We start from the raw sequence: 19,310 nt of genomic DNA on the forward strand, positions 1-19,310 counted from the left end.
CCATGACCACTCGCCCGCCGCTCCGCAACTGCTGTGGCGTGGTGTGTCACTGCCTGGACGGACACGTCCTGCCACGCGGCGACCATCAGGGGTTCCCTGGTCCTCGGGTCCGGACCGGCTGCACCGCTCGTCGTGGTGGGTCGGCTCCCTGCCCACCCACCACCACGAGCGGAGATGCGAGATGAAGACACGCCAACTCGGCACGGACCTGCAGGTCTCGACGATCGGCCTGGGCTGCATGGGCCTGAGCTTCGGTCTGGGCCCGGCCACGGACCGGTCCGAGGCCATCGGGGTCATCCGGTCGGCCGCCGACCGCGGCGTCACCCTCTTCGACACCGCGGAGGGCTATGGGCCCTTCGTCAACGAAGAGCTGGTCGGCGAGGCACTCGAGCCGGTCCGCGACGAGGTGCTGATCTGCACGAAGTTCGGCTTCAAGATCGACGAGAACGGTGAGACGGTCGGGCTGGACAGCCGTCCCCAGCACATCCGGGACGTCGTCGAGGCGTCGCTCAGGCGGCTGCGCACCGACCACATCGACCTGCTCTACCAGCACCGCGTCGACCCGGCCGTCCCGATGGAGGACGTGGCCGGTGCGGTCAAGGACCTGATCGCCGAGGGCAAAGTGACGCACTTCGGCCTGTCCGAGGCCAGTGCGCGGAACATCCGCAGGGCGCACGCGGTGCAGCCGGTGACCGCGATCCAGGACCACTACTCGCTGTGGATGCGCGAGCCGGAGAACACGAAGTTCGCCGTGTGCGAGGAACTGGGCATCGGCCTGGTCGCCTGGGGTCCCCTCGGTCAGGGCTTCCTGACCGGCGCGATCACCCGCGGGATGACCTTCGACGACCCGAACGACCTGCGGCGGGACTTCCCGCGCTTCACCCCTGAGGCGCTGGAGGCCAACTTCGCGGTGGTCGACTTCCTGAAGGAGTTCGGCGCCCGTAAGGGAGCCACCCCTGCCCAGCTGGCCCTCGCCTGGCTGCTCGCCCAGAAGCCGTGGATCGTCCCCATCCCGGGCGGCACGAAGGTCGAGCACCTCGACGACAACCTCGCCGCTGCCGACATCGAGCTGACCGGTGCGGACCTGGCCGAGATCGACCGCGCCTTCGCCACCATCGACATCACCGGCGCGCCGCTGTCGGAGGGACTCGACGCGGCCGTGGACCGCTAGCCCTGACGGCGTCGTCCCAGCGGAGCCCGCCCAACGGGTCTCGGGCGGGCTCCGCTGCGACCTCTCCCCGCCAGCGAGGCGGCGCGGGGCAGGTCCTGCCAGTACCTCACCGATGCCCTCGCCCGACCCAAGGTCGGCACATGGGCAACAGCTGGATGCTCGTCGCGACTACTCGGGTCGCCGGTTACCGGCACATGGACGCTGTGGACGTGGCCGTGGACGTCGGCGCGCGCAGCGGACCGGATCAGGACGTCCTGCCCCTGCCCGCTGCGAGCAGACCGGGGACCTCGTCGGTCGGCGCACCTCGGGCCGACGAGGTCCCCGGGCCGGACGGCTGCCGGCGTTCGCCCAGCAGCCGCCGGGCTCAGTGGGTGGAGGGCTCGGTCGCGATCTCCGTGCGGTCACCGGACCAGAGGGTGTGGAAGGTGCCCCCGGCGTCGGTCCGGCGGTAGGTGTGCGCGCCGAAGAAGTCCCGCTGGCCCTGGATCAGCGCGGCTGGCAGCCGCTCGGAGGACAGCGAGTCGAAGTACGCCAGCGCGGAGGCGAAGCCGGGCACCGGGACGCCGGACAGCGCGGCGGCCGACACGATCCGCCGCCACGCCTGCTCGCCACTGGCGACCGCGTCGGCGAAGTACTCGTCCGCGAGCAGCGTCGCCAGTTCCGGGTCCCGCTGGTAGGCCTCGACGATCCGGTTGAGGAACCGGGCCCGGATGATGCAGCCACCGCGCCAGATCCTCGCGACCGCGCCCAGGTCGATGTCCCAGCCGTACTCGCGGGCGCCGGCGATGATCGTGTCGAAGCCCTGCGCGTAGGCGACCACCTTGGAGGCGTAGAGAGCGGCGCGGACGTCGTCCTCGAACCCGTCGTAGGTGGGCTGCACCTGCGGGCGCCCAGTGATCGCCTGCTGGACGGCAGCCCGCTGCGCGGGCTTGCTGGAGACCGCGCGGGCGAAGACCGCCTCGCCGATGCCGGAGACGGGTACGCCGAGCCCGACCGCGTTCTGCACGGTCCACACCCCGGTGCCCTTCGAACCGGCCTGGTCGACGATCACGTCCACCAGGGGCTGCCCGGTGCGGGCGTCGGTCTGCCGGAGCACCTCGGCGGTGATCTCGATCAGGTAGGACTCCAGGTCGCCGTCGTTCCAGGTGGCGAACACGTCGGCGATCGCTGCGACGTCGTGGCCGCCGATGCGGCGCAGCAGGTCGTAGGACTCCGCGATCAGCTGCATGTCGGCGTACTCGATGCCGTTGTGCACCATCTTCACGAAGTGACCGGCGCCGTCGGTGCCCACGTGGGTGACGCACGGCTCCCCCTCGGCGACCGCGGCGATCGAGGCGAGGATCGGCCCCAGCGTCCGGTAGGCCTCCGCCGAGCCGCCGGGCATGATCGAGGGCCCGTTGAGCGCGCCCTCTTCACCGCCGGAGATGCCCGCACCCACGAAGTCCAGGCCCTTCGCGCGCAGCTCCCGCTCCCGGCGGATGGTGTCGGCGAAGTTGGCGTTGCCGCCGTCGACGATGATGTCGCCCGGCTCGAAGCGCTCGGCCAGCTGCGCGATCACAGCGTCCGTCCCGCGGCCGGCCTGCACCATGATGATCGCGGTCCGCGGCCGGGCCAGGGACGCGACGAAGTCGTCGACCGTCTCCGAGGCCACGAAACCGGCCTCCGGGTGCTCGGCGACCAGCGCCCGGGTCCGCTCCGGGGACCGGTTGTACACAGCGACGGTGTTGCCCTCCCGGCTGGCCAGGTTGCGCGCCAGGTTGGAACCCATCACCGCCATGCCCACCACACCGATGTTCGCCCGGGCGGTGGCGTGCTGGACCGCAGCCCCTTGGATGGTCCCGTCCATGTCGTCCTGCCTCTCGAAGTGGTGGCGCCGACCTCCGGCCGGCAGTTCACGGTGACGAGCACGAAGAGCAGTGCCTGCTTCATGACCCCGGCGCGCCTGTTCGGTCGAACGATTCGACGGCGGTGAGCCGGAGCTTTTCGACGTCCGGCCCGGCTCTGCACTCGCCGCGCCACAGGGTCACCGACCGCGCCTTCGTGCGTGACCTGGATCACCACCTGGCGCTCACGTCCAGCAGCGTGGAGCAGGCGCTCGTCCCCTCGTCGCGGCTGAGCAGTCAGCACTCGGAGGACCCACGGCGCCCATCGTTCGGGACGCCGATCAGCCCGTCATCGCCAGGTGGAGGCCACCGCTCCGGTAGCGAGCCAGGCATCGCCGGCACGGGTGAAGCTGATCCGCAGCCGGAGTGGCCAGGTGCCGTTGGCCCCCCAGATCGTCGCCCGGGTGTGGGTGCGGGCGGTGAGCGTCGGAGACCCCCCGGAGACATCGACCGACACGTCGACGTCCAGCATGTCGTGGTAGCTCATGGCCCCCGACCGCACGTCGGCCAGCCACTCGTCCCTGGCCTGCCGGTAGCCGGTCATGTGCACGAGGGTGAAGTCCTCGGTGAGCAGAGCGCCGAGCGCGTCGGCGTCCCCGGCGACCATCGCCCGGCACTGCGCCTCGTAGTTGGCGCGGACGGCGGCCGCAGTGCCGGGCTGGTCAGCGGGCATGACGGCTCAGGCTTCCGGGATGTCGACGCCGAACTTCGCACGGGTGATCTCGGCCGGGTCGGGACCGCCGCGCACGCCGGTGTCCAGGGCGTCGATGGCAGCCAGCTGGTCGTCGGTGAGCTCGAAGTCGAAGACGTCGATGTTCTCGGCGATCCGGGACGGCGTGACCGACTTGGGGATCACCTGCCGGCCCTGCTGCAGGTGCCAGCGCAGCATGACCTGCGCAGGGGTCTTGCCGACCGCCGAGGCGATGTCCGTGATCGTGGAGTCCTGCAGGGTGCTCTTCCGGTCCCCACCGAAGCCGGGATAGAAGGTGATGCCGCCGATCGGCGACCAGGCCTGCGACAGGATCCCGTGCTCGGCATTCGCCGCCAGCAGCTCGGACTGCCGGAAGTACGGGTGCACCTCGATCTGGTTGACCGCCGGGATCACCGAGGTCTCGGCCAGCAGCCGGGTGAGGTGGTCGGGCATGAAGTTGCTGACGCCGATCGCCCGGACGTCGCCGTCGGCCAGGGCCTTCTCCAGGGCCCGGTAGGCGGCCACCGTGAGGTCGAACTCGTCGGGCAGCGGCTGGTGGAGGATCAGCAGGTCGATCTGGTCGATGCCCAGCTTGCCGGCGCTCTTGTCGACGGCGTGCCGCGCCTGGTCGTAGCCGTAGTCGGTGATCCACACCTTGGTCTCGACGAACACGTCCGAACGGTCGACGTCCGAGCGGCGGAGTCCCTCGCCGACCTCGCGCTCGTTGCCGTAGGCAGCGGCGGTGTCGATGTGCCGGTAGCCGGTCGTGAGGGCGGTCTGCACGGCGGCAACGGTCTCCTCGGTCGGGGTCTGGAAGACACCGAGCCCGACAGCCGGGATCTGGACGCCGTTGTTCAGGGTGAACGAAGAGCTGCTCATGACGATGATGCTGCACCCGCTTCGGGGCGAGTGGCAGTACCTGTGGGACCGGGTACTGGCAGTGCCCCCTTCGTGCGGCCACCCGGCACCAGGACGACCAGCACGACGACGAGGGCGACGCCCAGCAGGGCGCTGCCGGCCGTCAGGGCGGCGCCCACCTGCTGCGCCACGGCCGCCGGGCCGGTCAGCGCAGTGCCGGCGCGGACGGCGACCGCGGACAGCACCGCCAGCCCGAGTGCCATGCCCAGCTGGTGGGCGGTGTTGACGAGGCCGGAGGCGGCACCTGCGTCCTGCGGCGGCACGCCGGCGATGCCGGAGCTGGTGAGCGGCGCGAACGCCAGCCCCTGGCCCGCCCCGACCAGCACCATGGGCAGCGCCACCGAGGTCAGGTAGACCTCGCTGATGCCGGCCCGGCTGAGCCACACCATGCCGACCAGCGTCAGCAGCACGCCGCCGGCGAGCAGGAGGGCGTCGGGCACTCGGGTGCGCAGCCGCGGGATCGCCAGCGCGACGATGAAGTTCACCAGCGACATGGGCAGGAAACCCAGGCCCGCCTCGAGAGGGGTGAAGCCGAGCGCGTCCTGCAGGTACTGGGTGGTGAAGAAGAAGAAGCCGATCATTGCGCCCAGGTACAGCAGCCGGGCGGCGTAGGCGCCGCTGCGTTCACGGCTGCGGAACAACCTCAGCGGCATGATCGGTTGCGCGACCCGGGACTCCGTGACCACCAGCGCCGCCAGCAGGACCACCCCGACGACGAGCGGGACGACCACCCGCGCCGAACCCCAGCCGGTCTCCCCGGACTCGATGATGCCGAAGACGAGGCCGCCCATACCGAGCGTTGCGCACAAGGCGCCGACGACATCGATACGGCCGCTCTGCCTGGGCGTCTCGATGAGCACGGCCCGCGCGGCGATGATCATGGCTATCGCGATCGGCACGTTGACGAGGAACGCGGCCCGCCAGGAGATCAGGTCGGTCAGCGCGCCGCCCACGAGCAGCCCCAGACTGGCGCCGATGCCGGCGGTGGCGGCGTACCAGGCGACGGCGCGACTCCGTGCCTCTCCCTCGAAGTAGGCGGTGATCAGTGCCAGCGAGGTCGGCGCGACGATCGCGGCGCCCACGCCCTGCAGCGCACGGGCGGCGATCATCCACCAGCCCGCGGGAGCCAGCCCGATCAGCAGCGAGGCCGTGCCGAAGACCCCCAGACCGATGACGAACAGACGACGCCGGCCGACGATGTCTCCGGCCCGGGCGCCGAGCAGCAGGAGTCCGCCGAACACCAGCGTGTAGGCGTCCTGGACCCACGACAGACCGGTGGGTGAGAGATCGAGGCCTTCCCGGATGCTCGGCAGCCCGGTGAAGATGACCGAGTTGTCCAGCAGGATCATGAAGTAGCTGATCAAAATGATCGCCAAGATCGCCGCTGGCTTGCTGTTCCGGGGCACGGTGCCAGGGCACGACGGCGCGGCCCGGCGTGGGAGTCACGGTCGTTCCGGGTACTGACAGAGCCTCCCTCGGCTCGCCCAGGCTGCCTACCGTGTACTCGTGAGTAAGACCGACGTGAACGCCGAGATCCGCGAGTTCCTCAGCACCCGACGTGCGCGGATCACCCCTGAACAGGCGGGACTGCCGGCCTACGGAGGCAACCGTCGGGTCAAGGGTCTGCGCCGCGAGGAGGTCGCGATGCTCGCCGGCGTCTCGGTCGACTACTACGTCCGGATGGAACGCGGCAGCCTCGCCGGCGCGTCGGAGAGCGTGCTCAACGCCGTGGCGGACGCCCTCCGCCTCGACGAGGCAGAACGGGCCCACCTCTACGCCCTCGCCCGGGAGAGCGGCTCCCACGGTCCGCAGCGGAAGCGCAGCGCTCCGACCGCCGTCCGGCCGGGGATCCAGCAACTGCTCGATGCGATGACCGACGCCGCGGCGTGGGTGCGCAACGGCCGGCACGACATCGTGGCCATGAACCAGCTCGCCCGCGCGCTCTACTCCCCCGTGCTGGCCAACCCCCGCCGTCCGGCGAACACGACCCGGTTCGTCTACCTGGACCCGGCGGCTCCGGAGTTCTTCGTCGACTACGACCGGATCGCCAACGACGCCGCCGCGATGCTCCGTCTGGAGGCCGGCCGCAACCCGCACGACAAGGCACTCATCGAGCTCGTCGGCGAGCTGTCCACCCGCTCCGAGCTGTTCCGCCGCCGGTGGGCATCTCACGATGTGCAGTTCCACCGCAGCGGCCAGAAGCGACTGCGCCACCCCGTCGTCGGCCAGCTCGACCTGGACTTCGAGGGCATGGAGCTTGCCTCGTCCCCCGGGCTGCACCTCAACATCTACACCGCCGCGCCCGGCACACCGACCGCCGATGGCCTCCAGCTGCTGGCGTCGTGGGCAGCCTCGCTGGAGAACCTGGCGACCGAAACCGCCGCGACTCCCGGGGCCTGACAGTCTCGCTACGAGCCAATGGTGAACACCGGCCAGCAAGTCGCGGCGGCCAGCGGTCGTAAGCGTCCGTGCGCACCGGAACCCTGCGGCGACTCCGACGCGCAGCTGTACCGGCTGCTGTAACCGGCTGCACTCACGGCTTCCTCGCAGCCAGGCTTAGGGAGCTCTTACGTACCCTCTTGGATCAGGTCCCTGGCCGATCTCGCCCCCTGCGTTCGAGATTGCTGCGAGCCGCCCGTTCACGCCCGGCGAGCAGTTCGGACTGCGGTGGTCGGGCTTTCGATGTCGCGGGACGCCAGAACGCCACCTACTTTGGCACGTCCGCTTCCGGGGCCGACGTCACGACGCCTGAGGACGACGACCGCCCCGTTGGGATCAGCCGCCGTCAGGAGCGCGCTGACCCGCCGTTCGTGGGTCGGGTGGGATGCCAGCCGCCGCGACCATGTGAGGGTGGTACTCGGGCCACCGCCCAGTGTGCGGAGCGCGGTGGCCAGTTCGGGCCGATACCGTGATCAGCAGCGAACCGGTCGGCCGCGAACTCGGCACGCCGGCAGACCGTGGCGTCGGCCAACGGACAGATCACCGCGAAGAGCGCGAGAGCCCCCAGCACTCCCCCGACCATCCATTGGCCCTGCTGCACGACGCGCACCACGGCCACGGTGATCCCGGAGATGACCACGGTCCGCAGCGCGCGCTGGGACGGGTGCCCGGACAGGAGACCCGCCAGGCCGGTCAACACTCTTGCGGTCATGCGCCACGGCGCGGCAAGCCACACGGCGACAAGCATCGGCTGGGTCGCTCGGGTGGCGTGATGGCCGAGTTCGTGGACCAGCAAGGCCACCATCTGGGCCTCGGCAGCTCCCTTGAGCGCCGCACCCTGGACAAGGTCCGGCCATCCCGCGTCGAAGGCTGGGTCGTCGAGATCCGGCGCAAAGGTCTGGCCGAGTCGACCATCCGCACGGCGTACACGGTGCTGCGGGCAATCCTGGACACCGCGGTCCGGGACGGTGCGATCGGCGTCAATCCCTCGGCGGCGATCAGATGGCCCAAGGTGACGAGCAGGGAAGCCGCACACCTGACACCGGCTCAGGTCACCGAACTGCTCGATGCGGCTCGAAGCTCCCGGTACGCGCGATCGCGCCCCTGTTCGAAGTTCAAGTCCACACCCGGCTGCGCCGTGGCGAAACGCTCGCGCTTCGATGGGTTGACGTCGACCTCAACCGAGAGACGCTGTGCGTGCGGGGAACCCTGGCCCGCATCGACGGCGCACTGGCCGTCACCGAGCCCAAGACCAGCAAGTCCAACCGGTTCGTGCCAATCTCCGCACCCGCCGAACACCTCCTGCGGAACGTGCAGCGCGCGCAGGCCGCGGAGCGGCTGCACACAGGTTCGGCATGGCGGGAGACCGGCCGCGTGTTCACCACCGAGACCGGAGAGCCCTGCGACCCACGCAACGCCCTGCGGGCGTTCAAGGTCGCTGCCGCACGAGCCGGTCTGACCGACGCAGGCCTCCACACCCTGCGCCACTCAGCCGCCAGCGTGATGCTCACCCACGGGGTGCCCCTCAAAGTGGTCTCCGAAATCCTCGGCCACTCCTCGATCGCCATCACCGGCGACGTTGACGGACACGTCTCCCCCGACGTCTCGCGGGATGCCGTCACCACCCTGGGCACCGTCCTGACCAACTCAGGGTCGGCTAATGGTGGTCAAGATGGTGGTCAAACCCGACCGGACAACAGAAGAGGCCGATCCCGGTCTCCCGGAATCGGCCCCTGACCTGCACCTTCTTCTGTCGGGCTGACAGGATTTGAACCTGCGACCCCTTGACCCCCAGTCAAGTGCGCTACCAAGCTGCGCTACAGCCCGAGCCCCGGGTGCCTCACAACCCCGAACGCTGCCCGAGAAGGTTACCGCACCCGGTTCGCTGCCCCGTGGGGCGGGTCAGCCCTTGCGCTCGCGCGCCTTGGTCTCGCGCACCTTGACCGAGACGTCGATCGGGGTGCCGTGGAAACCGAACTGCTCGCGCAGCTTGCGCTCCAGGAACCGCCGGTACCCGGCCTCCAGGAAGCCGGTGGAGAAGACCACGAACCGGGGCGGCCGGACGTCGGCCTGCGTCACGTACTTGATCTTCGGGGCACGGCCACCACGAGCTGGCGGCGGCGTCTCCTGCACCAGCGCCCGGATGAACGTGTTGAGCTCCGCGGTGGGCACCCGGGTCTCCCAGCCGGCCAGCGCCGTCTTCAGGTGGTCGGCCAGCTTGTTGACCCCCCGCCCGGTCACCGCCGAGATGTTCACCCGACTGGCCCACTGGATCCGGGCGAGGTCGCGGTCGATCTCCCGCTCCAGCTGGGCGTGCCGGTCCTCGTCCAGGGTGTCCCACTTGTTGAAGGCGATGACCAGCGCCCGGCCGGCCTCGATCACCTGGGTGATCACCCGCTGGTCCTGCTCGCTGATCACCTCGTCGGCGGCCAGCAGCACGACCGCGACCTCGGCGGCCTCGATCGCCGCCTCGGTGCGCAGGCTGGCGTAGTACTCGGTGCCGCTGGCGGTGTTGACCTTGCGGCGCAACCCCGCCGTGTCCACGAACCGCCACTGCTCACCGCCGAGGGTCACCAGGGAGTCGACCGGGTCGACCGTGGTGCCGGCCACCGAGTCGACGACCGAGCGCTCCTCCTTGGACAGCCGGTTGATCAGGCTGGACTTGCCCACGTTCGGCCGGCCGACGAGGTGATCAGCGAGCAGGACCAGCGGGTGATCACCCAGGTGATCGAGGCCGGCCGGGCGCTGGTCATCGCCTTCAACAAGTGGGACACCCTGGACGAGGACCGGCACGCCCAGCTGGAGCGGGAGATCGACCGCGACCTCGCCCGGATCCAGTGGGCCAGTCGGGTGAACATCTCGGCGGTGACCGGGCGGGGGGTCAACAAGCTGGCCGACCACCTGAAGACGGCGCTGGCCGGCTGGGTGACACGGGTGCCCACCGCGGAGCTCAACACGTCCATCCGGGCGCTGGTGCAGGAGACGCCGCCGCCAGCTCGTGGTGGCCGTGCCCCGAAGATCAAGTACGCGACGCAGGCCGACGTCCGGCCGCCCCGGTTCGTGGTCTTCTCCACCGGCTTCCTGGAGGCCGGGTACCGGCGGTTCCTGGAGCGCAAGCTGCGCGAGCAGTTCGGTTTCCACGGCACCCCGATCGACGTCTCGGTCAAGGTGCGCGAGACCAAGGCGCGCGAGCGCAAGGGCTGACGCGCCGCACGGGGCAGCGGACCGGGTTGGGTGACCTTCTCGGGCAGCGTTCGGGGTTGTGAGGCACCCTGGGCTCGGGCTGTAGCGCAGCTTGGTAGCGCACTTGACTGGGGGTCAAGGGGTCGCAGGTTCAAATCCTGTCAGCCCGACAGAAGAAGGTGCAGGTCAGGGGCCGATTCCGGGAGACCGGGATCGGCCTCTTCTGTTGTCCGGTCGGGTTTGACCACCATCTTGACCACCATTAGCCGACCCTGAGTTGGTCAGGACGGTGCCCAGGGTGGTGACGGCATCCCGCGAGACGTCGGGGGAGACGTGTCCGTCAACGTCGCCGGTGATGGCGATCGAGGAGTGGCCGAGGATTTCGGAGACCACTTTGAGGGGCACCCCGTGGGTGAGCATCACGCTGGCGGCTGAGTGGCGCAGGGTGTGGAGGCCTGCGTCGGTCAGACCGGCTCGTGCGGCAGCGACCTTGAACGCCCGCAGGGCGTTGCGTGGGTCGCAGGGCTCTCCGGTCTCGGTGGTGAACACGCGGCCGGTCTCCCGCCATGCCGAACCTGTGTGCAGCCGCTCCGCGGCCTGCGCGCGCTGCACGTTCCGCAGGAGGTGTTCGGCGGGTGCGGAGATTGGCACGAACCGGTTGGACTTGCTGGTCTTGGGCTCGGTGACGGCCAGTGCGCCGTCGATGCGGGCCAGGGTTCCCCGCACGCACAGCGTCTCTCGGTTGAGGTCGACGTCAACCCATCGAAGCGCGAGCGTTTCGCCACGGCGCAGCCGGGTGTGGACTTGAACTTCGAACAGGGGCGCGATCGCGCGTACCGGGAGCTTCGAGCCGCATCGAGCAGTTCGGTGACCTGAGCCGGTGTCAGGTGTGCGGCTTCCCTGCTCGTCACCTTGGGCCATCTGATCGCCGCCGAGGGATTGACGCCGATCGCACCGTCCCGGACCGCGGTGTCCAGGATTGCCCGCAGCACCGTGTACGCCGTGCGGATGGTCGACTCGGCCAGACCTTTGCGCCGGATCTCGACGACCCAGCCTTCGACGCGGGATGGCCGGACCTTGTCCAGGGTGCGGCGCTCAAGGGAGCTGCCGAGGCCCAGATGGTGGCCTTGCTGGTCCACGAACTCGGCCATCACGCCACCCGAGCGACCCAGCCGATGCTTGTCGCCGTGTGGCTTGCCGCGCCGTGGCGCATGACCGCAAGAGTGTTGACCGGCCTGGCGGGTCTCCTGTCCGGGCACCCGTCCCAGCGCGCGCTGCGGACCGTGGTCATCTCCGGGATCACCGTGGCCGTGGTGCGCGTCGTGCAGCAGGGCCAATGGATGGTCGGGGGAGTGCTGGGGGCTCTCGCGCTCTTCGCGGTGATCTGTCCGTTGGCCGACGCCACGGTCTGCCGGCGTGCCGAGTTCGCGGCCGACCGGTTCGCTGCTGATCACGGTATCGGCCCGAACTGGCCACCGCGCTCCGCACACTGGGCGGTGGCCCGAGTACCACCCTCACATGGTCGCGGCGGCTGGCATCCCACCCGACCCACGAACGGCGGGTCAGCGCGCTCCTGACGGCGGCTGATCCCAACGGGGCGGTCGTCGTCCTCAGGCGTCGTGACGTCGGCCCCGGAAGCGGACGTGCCAAAGTAGGTGGCGTTCTGGCGTCCCGCGACATCGAAAGCCCGACCACCGCAGTCCGAACTGCTCGCCGGGCGTGAACGGGCGGCTCGCAGCAATCTCGAACGCAGGGGGCGAGATCGGCCAGGGACCTGATCCAAGAGGGTACGTAAGAGCTCCCTAAGCCTGGCTGCGAGGAAGCCGTGAGTGCAGCCGGTTACAGCAGCCGGTACAGCTGCGCGTCGGAGTCGCCGCAGGGTTCCGGTGCGCACGGACGCTTACGACCGCTGGCCGCCGCGACTTGCTGGCCGGTGTTCACCATTGGCTCGTAGCGAGACTGTCAGGCCCCGGGAGTCGCGGCGGTTTCGGTCGCCAGGTTCTCCAGCGAGGCTGCCCACGACGCCAGCAGCTGGAGGCCATCGGCGGTCGGTGTGCCGGGCGCGGCGGTGTAGATGTTGAGGTGCAGCCCGGGGGACGAGGCAAGCTCCATGCCCTCGAAGTCCAGGTCGAGCTGGCCGACGACGGGGTGGCGCAGTCGCTTCTGGCCGCTGCGGTGGAACTGCACATCGTGAGATGCCCACCGGCGGCGGAACAGCTCGGAGCGGGTGGACAGCTCGCCGACGAGCTCGATGAGTGCCTTGTCGTGCGGGTTGCGGCCGGCCTCCAGACGGAGCATCGCGGCGGCGTCGTTGGCGATCCGGTCGTAGTCGACGAAGAACTCCGGAGCCGCCGGGTCCAGGTAGACGAACCGGGTCGTGTTCGCCGGACGGCGGGGGTTGGCCAGCACGGGGGAGTAGAGCGCGCGGGCGAGCTGGTTCATGGCCACGATGTCGTGCCGGCCGTTGCGCACCCACGCCGCGGCGTCGGTCATCGCATCGAGCAGTTGCTGGATCCCCGGCCGGACGGCGGTCGGAGCGCTGCGCTTCCGCTGCGGACCGTGGGAGCCGCTCTCCCGGGCGAGGGCGTAGAGGTGGGCCCGTTCTGCCTCGTCGAGGCGGAGGGCGTCCGCCACGGCGTTGAGCACGCTCTCCGACGCGCCGGCGAGGCTGCCGCGTTCCATCCGGACGTAGTAGTCGACCGAGACGCCGGCGAGCATCGCGACCTCCTCGCGGCGCAGACCCTTGACCCGACGGTTGCCTCCGTAGGCCGGCAGTCCCGCCTGTTCAGGGGTGATCCGCGCACGTCGGGTGCTGAGGAACTCGCGGATCTCGGCGTTCACGTCGGTCTTACTCACGAGTACACGGTAGGCAGCCTGGGCGAGCCGAGGGAGGCTCTGTCAGTACCCGGAACGACCGTGACTCCCACGCCGGGCCGCGCCGTCGTGCCCTGGCACCGTGCCCCGGAACAGCAAGCCAGCGGCGATCTTGGCGATCATTTTGATCAGCTACTTCATGATCCTGCTGGACAACTCGGTCATCTTCACCGGGCTGCCGAGCATCCGGGAAGGCCTCGATCTCTCACCCACCGGTCTGTCGTGGGTCCAGGACGCCTACACGCTGGTGTTCGGCGGACTCCTGCTGCTCGGCGCCCGGGCCGGAGACATCGTCGGCCGGCGTCGTCTGTTCGTCATCGGTCTGGGGGTCTTCGGCACGGCCTCGCTGCTGATCGGGCTGGCTCCCGCGGGCTGGTGGATGATCGCCGCCCGTGCGCTGCAGGGCGTGGGCGCCGCGATCGTCGCGCCGACCTCGCTGGCACTGATCACCGCCTACTTCGAGGGAGAGGCACGGAGTCGCGCCGTCGCCTGGTACGCCGCCACCGCCGGCATCGGCGCCAGTCTGGGGCTGCTCGTGGGCGGCGCGCTGACCGACCTGATCTCCTGGCGGGCCGCGTTCCTCGTCAACGTGCCGATCGCGATAGCCATGATCATCGCCGCGCGGGCCGTGCTCATCGAGACGCCCAGGCAGAGCGGCCGTATCGATGTCGTCGGCGCCTTGTGCGCAACGCTCGGTATGGGCGGCCTCGTCTTCGGCATCATCGAGTCCGGGGAGACCGGCTGGGGTTCGGCGCGGGTGGTCGTCCCGCTCGTCGTCGGGGTGGTCCTGCTGGCGGCGCTGGTGGTCACGGAGTCCCGGGTCGCGCAACCGATCATGCCGCTGAGGTTGTTCCGCAGCCGTGAACGCAGCGGCGCCTACGCCGCCCGGCTGCTGTACCTGGGCGCAATGATCGGCTTCTTCTTCTTCACCACCCAGTACCTGCAGGACGCGCTCGGCTTCACCCCTCTCGAGGCGGGCCTGGGTTTCCTGCCCATGTCGCTGGTGAACTTCATCGTCGCGCTGGCGATCCCGCGGCTGCGCACCCGAGTGCCCGACGCCCTCCTGCTCGCCGGCGGCGTGCTGCTGACGCTGGTCGGCATGGTGTGGCTCAGCCGGGCCGGCATCAGCGAGGTCTACCTGACCTCGGTGGCGCTGCCCATGGTGCTGGTCGGGGCGGGCCAGGGGCTGGCGTTCGCGCCGCTCACCAGCTCCGGCATCGCCGGCGTGCCGCCGCAGGACGCAGGTGCCGCCTCCGGCCTCGTCAACACCGCCCACCAGCTGGGCATGGCACTCGGGCTGGCGGTGCTGTCCGCGGTCGCCGTCCGCGCCGGCACTGCGCTGACCGGCCCGGCGGCCGTGGCGCAGCAGGTGGGCGCCGCCCTGACGGCCGGCAGCGCCCTGCTGGGCGTCGCCCTCGTCGTCGTGCTGGTCGTCCTGGTGCCGGGTGGCCGCACGAAGGGGGCACTGCCAGTACCCGGTCCCACAGGTACTGCCACTCGCCCCGAAGCGGGTGCAGCATCATCGTCATGAGCAGCTCTTCGTTCACCCTGAACAACGGCGTCCAGATCCCGGCTGTCGGGCTCGGTGTCTTCCAGACCCCGACCGAGGAGACCGTTGCCGCCGTGCAGACCGCCCTCACGACCGGCTACCGGCACATCGACACCGCCGCTGCCTACGGCAACGAGCGCGAGGTCGGCGAGGGACTCCGCCGCTCGGACGTCGACCGTTCGGACGTGTTCGTCGAGACCAAGGTGTGGATCACCGACTACGGCTACGACCAGGCGCGGCACGCCGTCGACAAGAGCGCCGGCAAGCTGGGCATCGACCAGATCGACCTGCTGATCCTCCACCAGCCGCTGCCCGACGAGTTCGACCTCACGGTGGCCGCCTACCGGGCCCTGGAGAAGGCCCTGGCCGACGGCGACGTCCGGGCGATCGGCGTCAGCAACTTCATGCCCGACCACCTCACCCGGCTGCTGGCCGAGACCTCGGTGATCCCGGCGGTCAACCAGATCGAGGTGCACCCGTACTTCCGGCAGTCCGAGCTGCTGGCGGCGAATGCCGAGCACGGGATCCTGTCGCAGGCCTGGTCGCCGATCGGCGGCATCACCTTCTATCCCGGCTTCGGTGGGGACCGGAAGAGCACCCTGCAGGACTCCACGATCACGGACATCGCCTCGGCGGTCGGCAAGACCCCTGCGCAGGTCATGCTGCGCTGGCACCTGCAGCAGGGCCGGCAGGTGATCCCCAAGTCGGTCACGCCGTCCCGGATCGCCGAGAACATCGACGTCTTCGACTTCGAGCTCACCGACGACCAGCTGGCTGCCATCGACGCCCTGGACACCGGCGTGCGCGGCGGTCCCGACCCGGCCGAGATCACCCGTGCGAAGTTCGGCGTCGACATCCCGGAAGCCTGAGCCGTCATGCCCGCTGACCAGCCCGGCACTGCGGCCGCCGTCCGCGCCAACTACGAGGCGCAGTGCCGGGCGATGGTCGCCGGGGACGCCGACGCGCTCGGCGCTCTGCTCACCGAGGACTTCACCCTCGTGCACATGACCGGCTACCGGCAGGCCAGGGACGAGTGGCTGGCCGACGTGCGGTCGGGGGCCATGAGCTACCACGACATGCTGGACGTCGACGTGTCGGTCGATGTCTCCGGGGGGTCTCCGACGCTCACCGCCCGCACCCACACCCGGGCGACGATCTGGGGGGCCAACGGCACCTGGCCACTCCGGCTGCGGATCAGCTTCACCCGTGCCGGCGATGCCTGGCTCGCTACCGGAGCGGTGGCCTCCACCTGGCGATGACGGGCTGATCGGCGTCCCGAACGATGGGCGCCGTGGGTCCTCCGAGTGCTGACTGCTCAGCCGCGACGAGGGGACGAGCGCCTGCTCCACGCTGCTGGACGTGAGCGCCAGGTGGTGATCCAGGTCACGCACGAAGGCGCGGTCGGTGACCCTGTGGCGCGGCGAGTGCAGAGCCGGGCCGGACGTCGAAAAGCTCCGGCTCACCGCCGTCGAATCGTTCGACCGAACAGGCGCGCCGGGGTCATGAAGCAGGCACTGCTCTTCGTGCTCGTCACCGTGAACTGCCGGCCGGAGGTCGGCGCCACCACTTCGAGAGGCAGGACGACATGGACGGGACCATCCAAGGGGCTGCGGTCCAGCACGCCACCGCCCGGGCGAACATCGGTGTGGTGGGCATGGCGGTGATGGGTTCCAACCTGGCGCGCAACCTGGCCAGCCGGGAGGGCAACACCGTCGCTGTGTACAACCGGTCCCCGGAGCGGACCCGGGCGCTGGTCGCCGAGCACCCGGAGGCCGGTTTCGTGGCCTCGGAGACGGTCGACGACTTCGTCGCGTCCCTGGCCCGGCCGCGGACCGCGATCATCATGGTGCAGGCCGGCCGCGGGACGGACGCTGTGATCGCGCAGCTGGCCGAGCGCTTCGAGCCGGGCGACATCATCGTCGACGGCGGCAACGCCAACTTCGCCGACACCATCCGCCGGGAGCGGGAGCTGCGCGCGAAGGGCCTGGACTTCGTGGGTGCGGGCATCTCCGGCGGTGAAGAGGGCGCGCTCAACGGGCCCTCGATCATGCCCGGCGGCTCGGCGGAGGCCTACCGGACGCTGGGGCCGATCCTCGCCTCGATCGCCGCGGTCGCCGAGGGGGAGCCGTGCGTCACCCACGTGGGCACCGACGGCGCCGGTCACTTCGTGAAGATGGTGCACAACGGCATCGAGTACGCCGACATGCAGCTGATCGCGGAGTCCTACGACCTGCTGCGCCGCATCGGCGGCCACGACGTCGCAGCGATCGCCGACGTGTTCGCCACCTGGAACGACGGCGACCTGGAGTCCTACCTGATCGAGATCACCGCCGAGGTGCTCCGGCAGACCGACGCCCGCACCGGGCAGCCCCTGGTGGACGTGATCGTCGACCAGGCCGGTTCGAAGGGCACCGGGGTGTGGACCGTGCAGAACGCGGTCGGGCTCGGCGTACCCGTCTCCGGCATCGGCGAGGCGGTCTTCGCCCGCGCGGTCTCCAGCAAGCCCGCGCAGCGGGCTGCCGTCCAGCAGGCGATCACTGGGCGCCCGCAGGTGCAGCCCACCTACGACGGGTTCGAGGACGACGTCCGCGCCGCTCTCTACGCCTCCAAGGTGGTCGCCTACGCGCAGGGCTTCGACACGATCATCGCCGGCGCCCGCGAGTACGGCTGGGACATCGACCTGGGCGCGGTCGCGAGGATCTGGCGCGGTGGCTGCATCATCCGGGCCCGGTTCCTCAACCGGATCGTCGAGGCCTACCAGCGGGACCCGGAACTGGCGACGCTGCTCGCGGACGAGTACTTCGCCGACGCGGTCGCCAGTGGCGAGCAGGCGTGGCGGCGGATCGTGTCGGCCGCCGCGCTGTCCGGCGTCCCGGTGCCCGGCTTCGCCTCCGCGCTGGCGTACTTCGACTCGCTGTCCTCCGAGCGGCTGCCAGCCGCGCTGATCCAGGGCCAGCGGGACTTCTTCGGCGCGCACACCTACCGCCGGACCGACGCCGGGGGCACCTTCCACACCCTCTGGTCCGGTGACCGCACGGAGATCGCGACCGAGCCCTCCACCCACTGAGCCCGGCGGCTGCTGGGCGAACGCCGGCAGCCGTCCGGCCCGGGGACCTCGTCGGCCCGAGGTGCGCCGACCGACGAGGTCCCCGGTCTGCTCGCAGCGGGCAGGGGCAGGACGTCCTGATCCGGTCCGCTGCGCGCGCCGACGTCCACGGCCACGTCCACAGCGTCCATGTGCCGGTAACCGGCGACCCGAGTAGTCGCGACGAGCATCCAGCTGTTGCCCATGTGCCGACCTTGGGTCGGGCGAGGGCATCGGTGAGGTACTGGCAGGACCTGCCCCGCGCCGCCTCGCTGGCGGGGAGAGGTCGCAGCGGAGCCCGCCCGAGACCCGTTGGGCGGGCTCCGCTGGGACGACGCCGTCAGGGCTAGCGGTCCACGGCCGCGTCGAGTCCCTCCGACAGCGGCGCGCCGGTGATGTCGATGGTGGCGAAGGCGCGGTCGATCTCGGCCAGGTCCGCACCGGTCAGCTCGATGTCGGCAGCGGCGAGGTTGTCGTCGAGGTGCTCGACCTTCGTGCCGCCCGGGATGGGGACGATCCACGGCTTCTGGGCGAGCAGCCAGGCGAGGGCCAGCTGGGCAGGGGTGGCTCCCTTACGGGCGCCGAACTCCTTCAGGAAGTCGACCACCGCGAAGTTGGCCTCCAGCGCCTCAGGGGTGAAGCGCGGGAAGTCCCGCCGCAGGTCGTTCGGGTCGTCGAAGGTCATCCCGCGGGTGATCGCGCCGGTCAGGAAGCCCTGACCGAGGGGACCCCAGGCGACCAGGCCGATGCCCAGTTCCTCGCACACGGCGAACTTCGTGTTCTCCGGCTCGCGCATCCACAGCGAGTAGTGGTCCTGGATCGCGGTCACCGGCTGCACCGCGTGCGCCCTGCGGATGTTCCGCGCACTGGCCTCGGACAGGCCGAAGTGCGTCACTTTGCCCTCGGCGATCAGGTCCTTGACCGCACCGGCCACGTCCTCCATCGGGACGGCCGGGTCGACGCGGTGCTGGTAGAGCAGGTCGATGTGGTCGGTGCGCAGCCGCCTGAGCGACGCCTCGACGACGTCCCGGATGTGCTGGGGACGGCTGTCCAGCCCGACCGTCTCACCGTTCTCGTCGATCTTGAAGCCGAACTTCGTGCAGATCAGCACCTCGTCGCGGACCGGCTCGAGTGCCTCGCCGACCAGCTCTTCGTTGACGAAGGGCCCATAGCCCTCCGCGGTGTCGAAGAGGGTGACGCCGCGGTCGGCGGCCGACCGGATGACCCCGATGGCCTCGGACCGGTCCGTGGCCGGGCCCAGACCGAAGCTCAGGCCCATGCAGCCCAGGCCGATCGTCGAGACCTGCAGGTCCGTGCCGAGTTGGCGTGTCTTCATCTCGCATCTCCGCTCGTGGTGGTGGGTGGGCAGGGAGCCGACCCACCACGACGAGCGGTGCAGCCGGTCCGGACCCGAGGACCAGGGAACCCCTGATGGTCGCCGCGTGGCAGGACGTGTCCGTCCAGGCAGTGACACACCACGCCACAGCAGTTGCGGAGCGGCGGGCGAGTGGTCATGG

General features: G+C 70.4%; 18 protein-coding genes and 2 tRNA genes. 10 read left to right on the top strand and 10 right to left on the bottom strand.

What is annotated here, in order from left to right; all coding sequences use genetic code 11:
- Nucleotides 1–181: 181 nt before the first annotated feature.
- Complete coding sequence (locus G5C62_RS17115; protein ID WP_164701972.1) at nt 182–1,171, top strand: aldo/keto reductase; 990 nt, start codon at nt 182–184, stop codon at nt 1,169–1,171.
- 364 nt (nt 1,172–1,535) lie between these two features.
- Here G5C62_RS17115 and gndA (G5C62_RS17120) read toward each other — a convergent pair whose 3' ends face one another.
- The 4 genes from gndA (G5C62_RS17120) to G5C62_RS17135 all read right to left on the bottom strand — a co-directional run bounded on the left by gndA (G5C62_RS17120) (nt 1,536) and on the right by G5C62_RS17135 (nt 6,069).
- Entirely contained in the window at nt 1,536–3,017 is a 1,482-nt protein-coding gene (gene gndA / locus G5C62_RS17120) for an NADP-dependent phosphogluconate dehydrogenase (RefSeq protein ID WP_164701974.1), read from the bottom strand.
- A 326-nt stretch (nt 3,018–3,343) separates the two neighbouring features.
- Nucleotides 3,344–3,727, bottom strand: a complete 384-nt coding sequence (locus G5C62_RS17125; protein WP_052091103.1) for a nuclear transport factor 2 family protein — start codon at nt 3,725–3,727, stop codon at nt 3,344–3,346.
- A 6-nt stretch (nt 3,728–3,733) separates the two neighbouring features.
- A complete protein-coding gene (locus G5C62_RS17130; protein WP_036335531.1) occupies nt 3,734–4,624 on the bottom strand; it encodes an aldo/keto reductase in 891 nt (296 codons plus the stop codon).
- Nucleotides 4,621–6,069, bottom strand: a complete 1,449-nt coding sequence (locus G5C62_RS17135; RefSeq protein WP_036335533.1) for an MFS transporter — start codon at nt 6,067–6,069, stop codon at nt 4,621–4,623. Before G5C62_RS17135 ends, G5C62_RS17130 begins: the two co-directional genes overlap by 4 nt.
- A gap of 100 nt (nt 6,070–6,169) precedes the next feature.
- Between G5C62_RS17135 and G5C62_RS17140 the strand changes: the two genes are divergently transcribed.
- Nucleotides 6,170–7,063: a helix-turn-helix transcriptional regulator gene (locus G5C62_RS17140; RefSeq protein WP_164701976.1), complete on the top strand. Its 894-nt coding sequence runs from the start codon at nt 6,170–6,172 to the stop codon at nt 7,061–7,063.
- Between the two features lie 385 nt (nt 7,064–7,448).
- Here G5C62_RS17140 and G5C62_RS17145 read toward each other — a convergent pair whose 3' ends face one another.
- Nucleotides 7,449–7,907 carry a hypothetical protein gene (locus G5C62_RS17145; RefSeq protein WP_164701978.1) on the bottom strand — a complete coding sequence of 153 codons (459 nt, stop codon included), beginning with the start codon at nt 7,905–7,907 and terminating at the stop codon, nt 7,449–7,451.
- A 197-nt stretch (nt 7,908–8,104) separates the two neighbouring features.
- On the opposite strand from G5C62_RS17145, the gene G5C62_RS17150 reads away from it, so the two are divergent.
- Complete coding sequence (locus tag G5C62_RS17150; RefSeq protein WP_164701979.1) at nt 8,105–8,839, top strand: site-specific integrase; 735 nt, start codon at nt 8,105–8,107, stop codon at nt 8,837–8,839.
- A gap of 16 nt (nt 8,840–8,855) precedes the next feature.
- Here the strand turns inward: G5C62_RS17150 and G5C62_RS17155 are convergent.
- Nucleotides 8,856–8,929: transfer RNA gene (locus G5C62_RS17155), tRNA-Pro, on the bottom strand.
- A 75-nt stretch (nt 8,930–9,004) separates the two neighbouring features.
- Complete coding sequence (locus G5C62_RS17160; protein ID WP_241175957.1) at nt 9,005–9,772, bottom strand: GTP-binding protein; 768 nt, start codon at nt 9,770–9,772, stop codon at nt 9,005–9,007.
- 18 nt (nt 9,773–9,790) lie between these two features.
- Here G5C62_RS17160 and G5C62_RS17165 point away from each other — a divergent pair, with 18 nt between their 5' ends.
- Complete coding sequence (locus G5C62_RS17165; RefSeq protein WP_241175958.1) at nt 9,791–10,306, top strand: hypothetical protein; 516 nt, start codon at nt 9,791–9,793, stop codon at nt 10,304–10,306.
- A gap of 75 nt (nt 10,307–10,381) precedes the next feature.
- Nucleotides 10,382–10,455: transfer RNA gene (locus G5C62_RS17170), tRNA-Pro, on the top strand.
- Between the two features lie 16 nt (nt 10,456–10,471).
- Here the strand turns inward: G5C62_RS17170 and G5C62_RS17175 are convergent.
- Nucleotides 10,472–11,206 (bottom strand): site-specific integrase, encoded by a 735-nt coding sequence (locus tag G5C62_RS17175; RefSeq protein ID WP_164701979.1) that lies wholly within the window; start codon nt 11,204–11,206, stop codon nt 10,472–10,474.
- Between the two features lie 197 nt (nt 11,207–11,403).
- Here G5C62_RS17175 and G5C62_RS17180 point away from each other — a divergent pair, with 197 nt between their 5' ends.
- A complete protein-coding gene (locus G5C62_RS17180) occupies nt 11,404–11,862 on the top strand; it encodes a hypothetical protein (RefSeq protein WP_164701978.1) in 459 nt (152 codons plus the stop codon).
- A 385-nt stretch (nt 11,863–12,247) separates the two neighbouring features.
- Here the strand turns inward: G5C62_RS17180 and G5C62_RS17185 are convergent, their stop codons facing one another.
- The gene (locus tag G5C62_RS17185; protein WP_164701976.1) at nt 12,248–13,141 is read right to left on the bottom strand and encodes a helix-turn-helix transcriptional regulator; all 894 of its coding nucleotides are present in this window, start codon (nt 13,139–13,141) and stop codon (nt 12,248–12,250) included.
- A gap of 100 nt (nt 13,142–13,241) precedes the next feature.
- Between G5C62_RS17185 and G5C62_RS17190 the strand changes: the two genes are divergently transcribed.
- The 4 genes from G5C62_RS17190 (at nt 13,242) to gndA (G5C62_RS17205) (ending at nt 17,775) form a co-directional block, all read left to right on the top strand.
- Nucleotides 13,242–14,690: an MFS transporter gene (locus G5C62_RS17190; protein WP_036335533.1), complete on the top strand. Its 1,449-nt coding sequence runs from the start codon at nt 13,242–13,244 to the stop codon at nt 14,688–14,690.
- On the top strand, nt 14,687–15,577 hold the full coding sequence (locus tag G5C62_RS17195; protein WP_036335531.1) for an aldo/keto reductase: 891 nt from the start codon (nt 14,687–14,689) through the stop codon (nt 15,575–15,577). The genes G5C62_RS17190 and G5C62_RS17195 overlap by 4 nt, the downstream gene beginning before the upstream one ends.
- A gap of 6 nt (nt 15,578–15,583) precedes the next feature.
- A complete protein-coding gene (locus G5C62_RS17200) occupies nt 15,584–15,967 on the top strand; it encodes a nuclear transport factor 2 family protein (RefSeq protein WP_052091103.1) in 384 nt (127 codons plus the stop codon).
- 326 nt (nt 15,968–16,293) lie between these two features.
- On the top strand, nt 16,294–17,775 hold the full coding sequence (gene gndA / locus G5C62_RS17205; protein ID WP_164701974.1) for an NADP-dependent phosphogluconate dehydrogenase: 1,482 nt from the start codon (nt 16,294–16,296) through the stop codon (nt 17,773–17,775).
- Between the two features lie 364 nt (nt 17,776–18,139).
- On the opposite strand, the gene G5C62_RS17210 is transcribed toward gndA (G5C62_RS17205), so the two are convergent.
- Nucleotides 18,140–19,129 carry an aldo/keto reductase gene (locus G5C62_RS17210; RefSeq protein ID WP_164701972.1) on the bottom strand — a complete coding sequence of 330 codons (990 nt, stop codon included), beginning with the start codon at nt 19,127–19,129 and terminating at the stop codon, nt 18,140–18,142.
- Nucleotides 19,130–19,310 lie beyond the last annotated feature (181 nt).

It is taken from the genome of Modestobacter sp. KNN46-3, from assembly GCF_011039295.1.

Bases quoted from the DNA above. Each gene is read 5' to 3' on its own strand.
- G5C62_RS17115 (WP_164701972.1), top strand. From the start codon at position 182: ATGAAGACACGCCAACTCGGCACGGACCTGCAGGTCTCGACGATCGGC.
- gndA (WP_164701974.1), bottom strand. From the start codon at position 3,017: ATGGACGGGACCATCCAAGGGGCTGCGGTCCAGCACGCCACCGCCCGG.
- G5C62_RS17125 (WP_052091103.1), bottom strand. From the start codon at position 3,727: ATGCCCGCTGACCAGCCCGGCACTGCGGCCGCCGTCCGCGCCAACTAC.
- G5C62_RS17130 (WP_036335531.1), bottom strand. From the start codon at position 4,624: ATGAGCAGCTCTTCGTTCACCCTGAACAACGGCGTCCAGATCCCGGCT.
- G5C62_RS17145 (WP_164701978.1), bottom strand. From the start codon at position 7,907: ATGGTGGCCTTGCTGGTCCACGAACTCGGCCATCACGCCACCCGAGCG.
- G5C62_RS17150 (WP_164701979.1), top strand. From the start codon at position 8,105: ATGGCCCAAGGTGACGAGCAGGGAAGCCGCACACCTGACACCGGCTCA.
- G5C62_RS17175 (WP_164701979.1), bottom strand. From the start codon at position 11,206: ATGGCCCAAGGTGACGAGCAGGGAAGCCGCACACCTGACACCGGCTCA.
- G5C62_RS17180 (WP_164701978.1), top strand. From the start codon at position 11,404: ATGGTGGCCTTGCTGGTCCACGAACTCGGCCATCACGCCACCCGAGCG.
- G5C62_RS17195 (WP_036335531.1), top strand. From the start codon at position 14,687: ATGAGCAGCTCTTCGTTCACCCTGAACAACGGCGTCCAGATCCCGGCT.
- G5C62_RS17200 (WP_052091103.1), top strand. From the start codon at position 15,584: ATGCCCGCTGACCAGCCCGGCACTGCGGCCGCCGTCCGCGCCAACTAC.
- gndA (WP_164701974.1), top strand. From the start codon at position 16,294: ATGGACGGGACCATCCAAGGGGCTGCGGTCCAGCACGCCACCGCCCGG.
- G5C62_RS17210 (WP_164701972.1), bottom strand. From the start codon at position 19,129: ATGAAGACACGCCAACTCGGCACGGACCTGCAGGTCTCGACGATCGGC.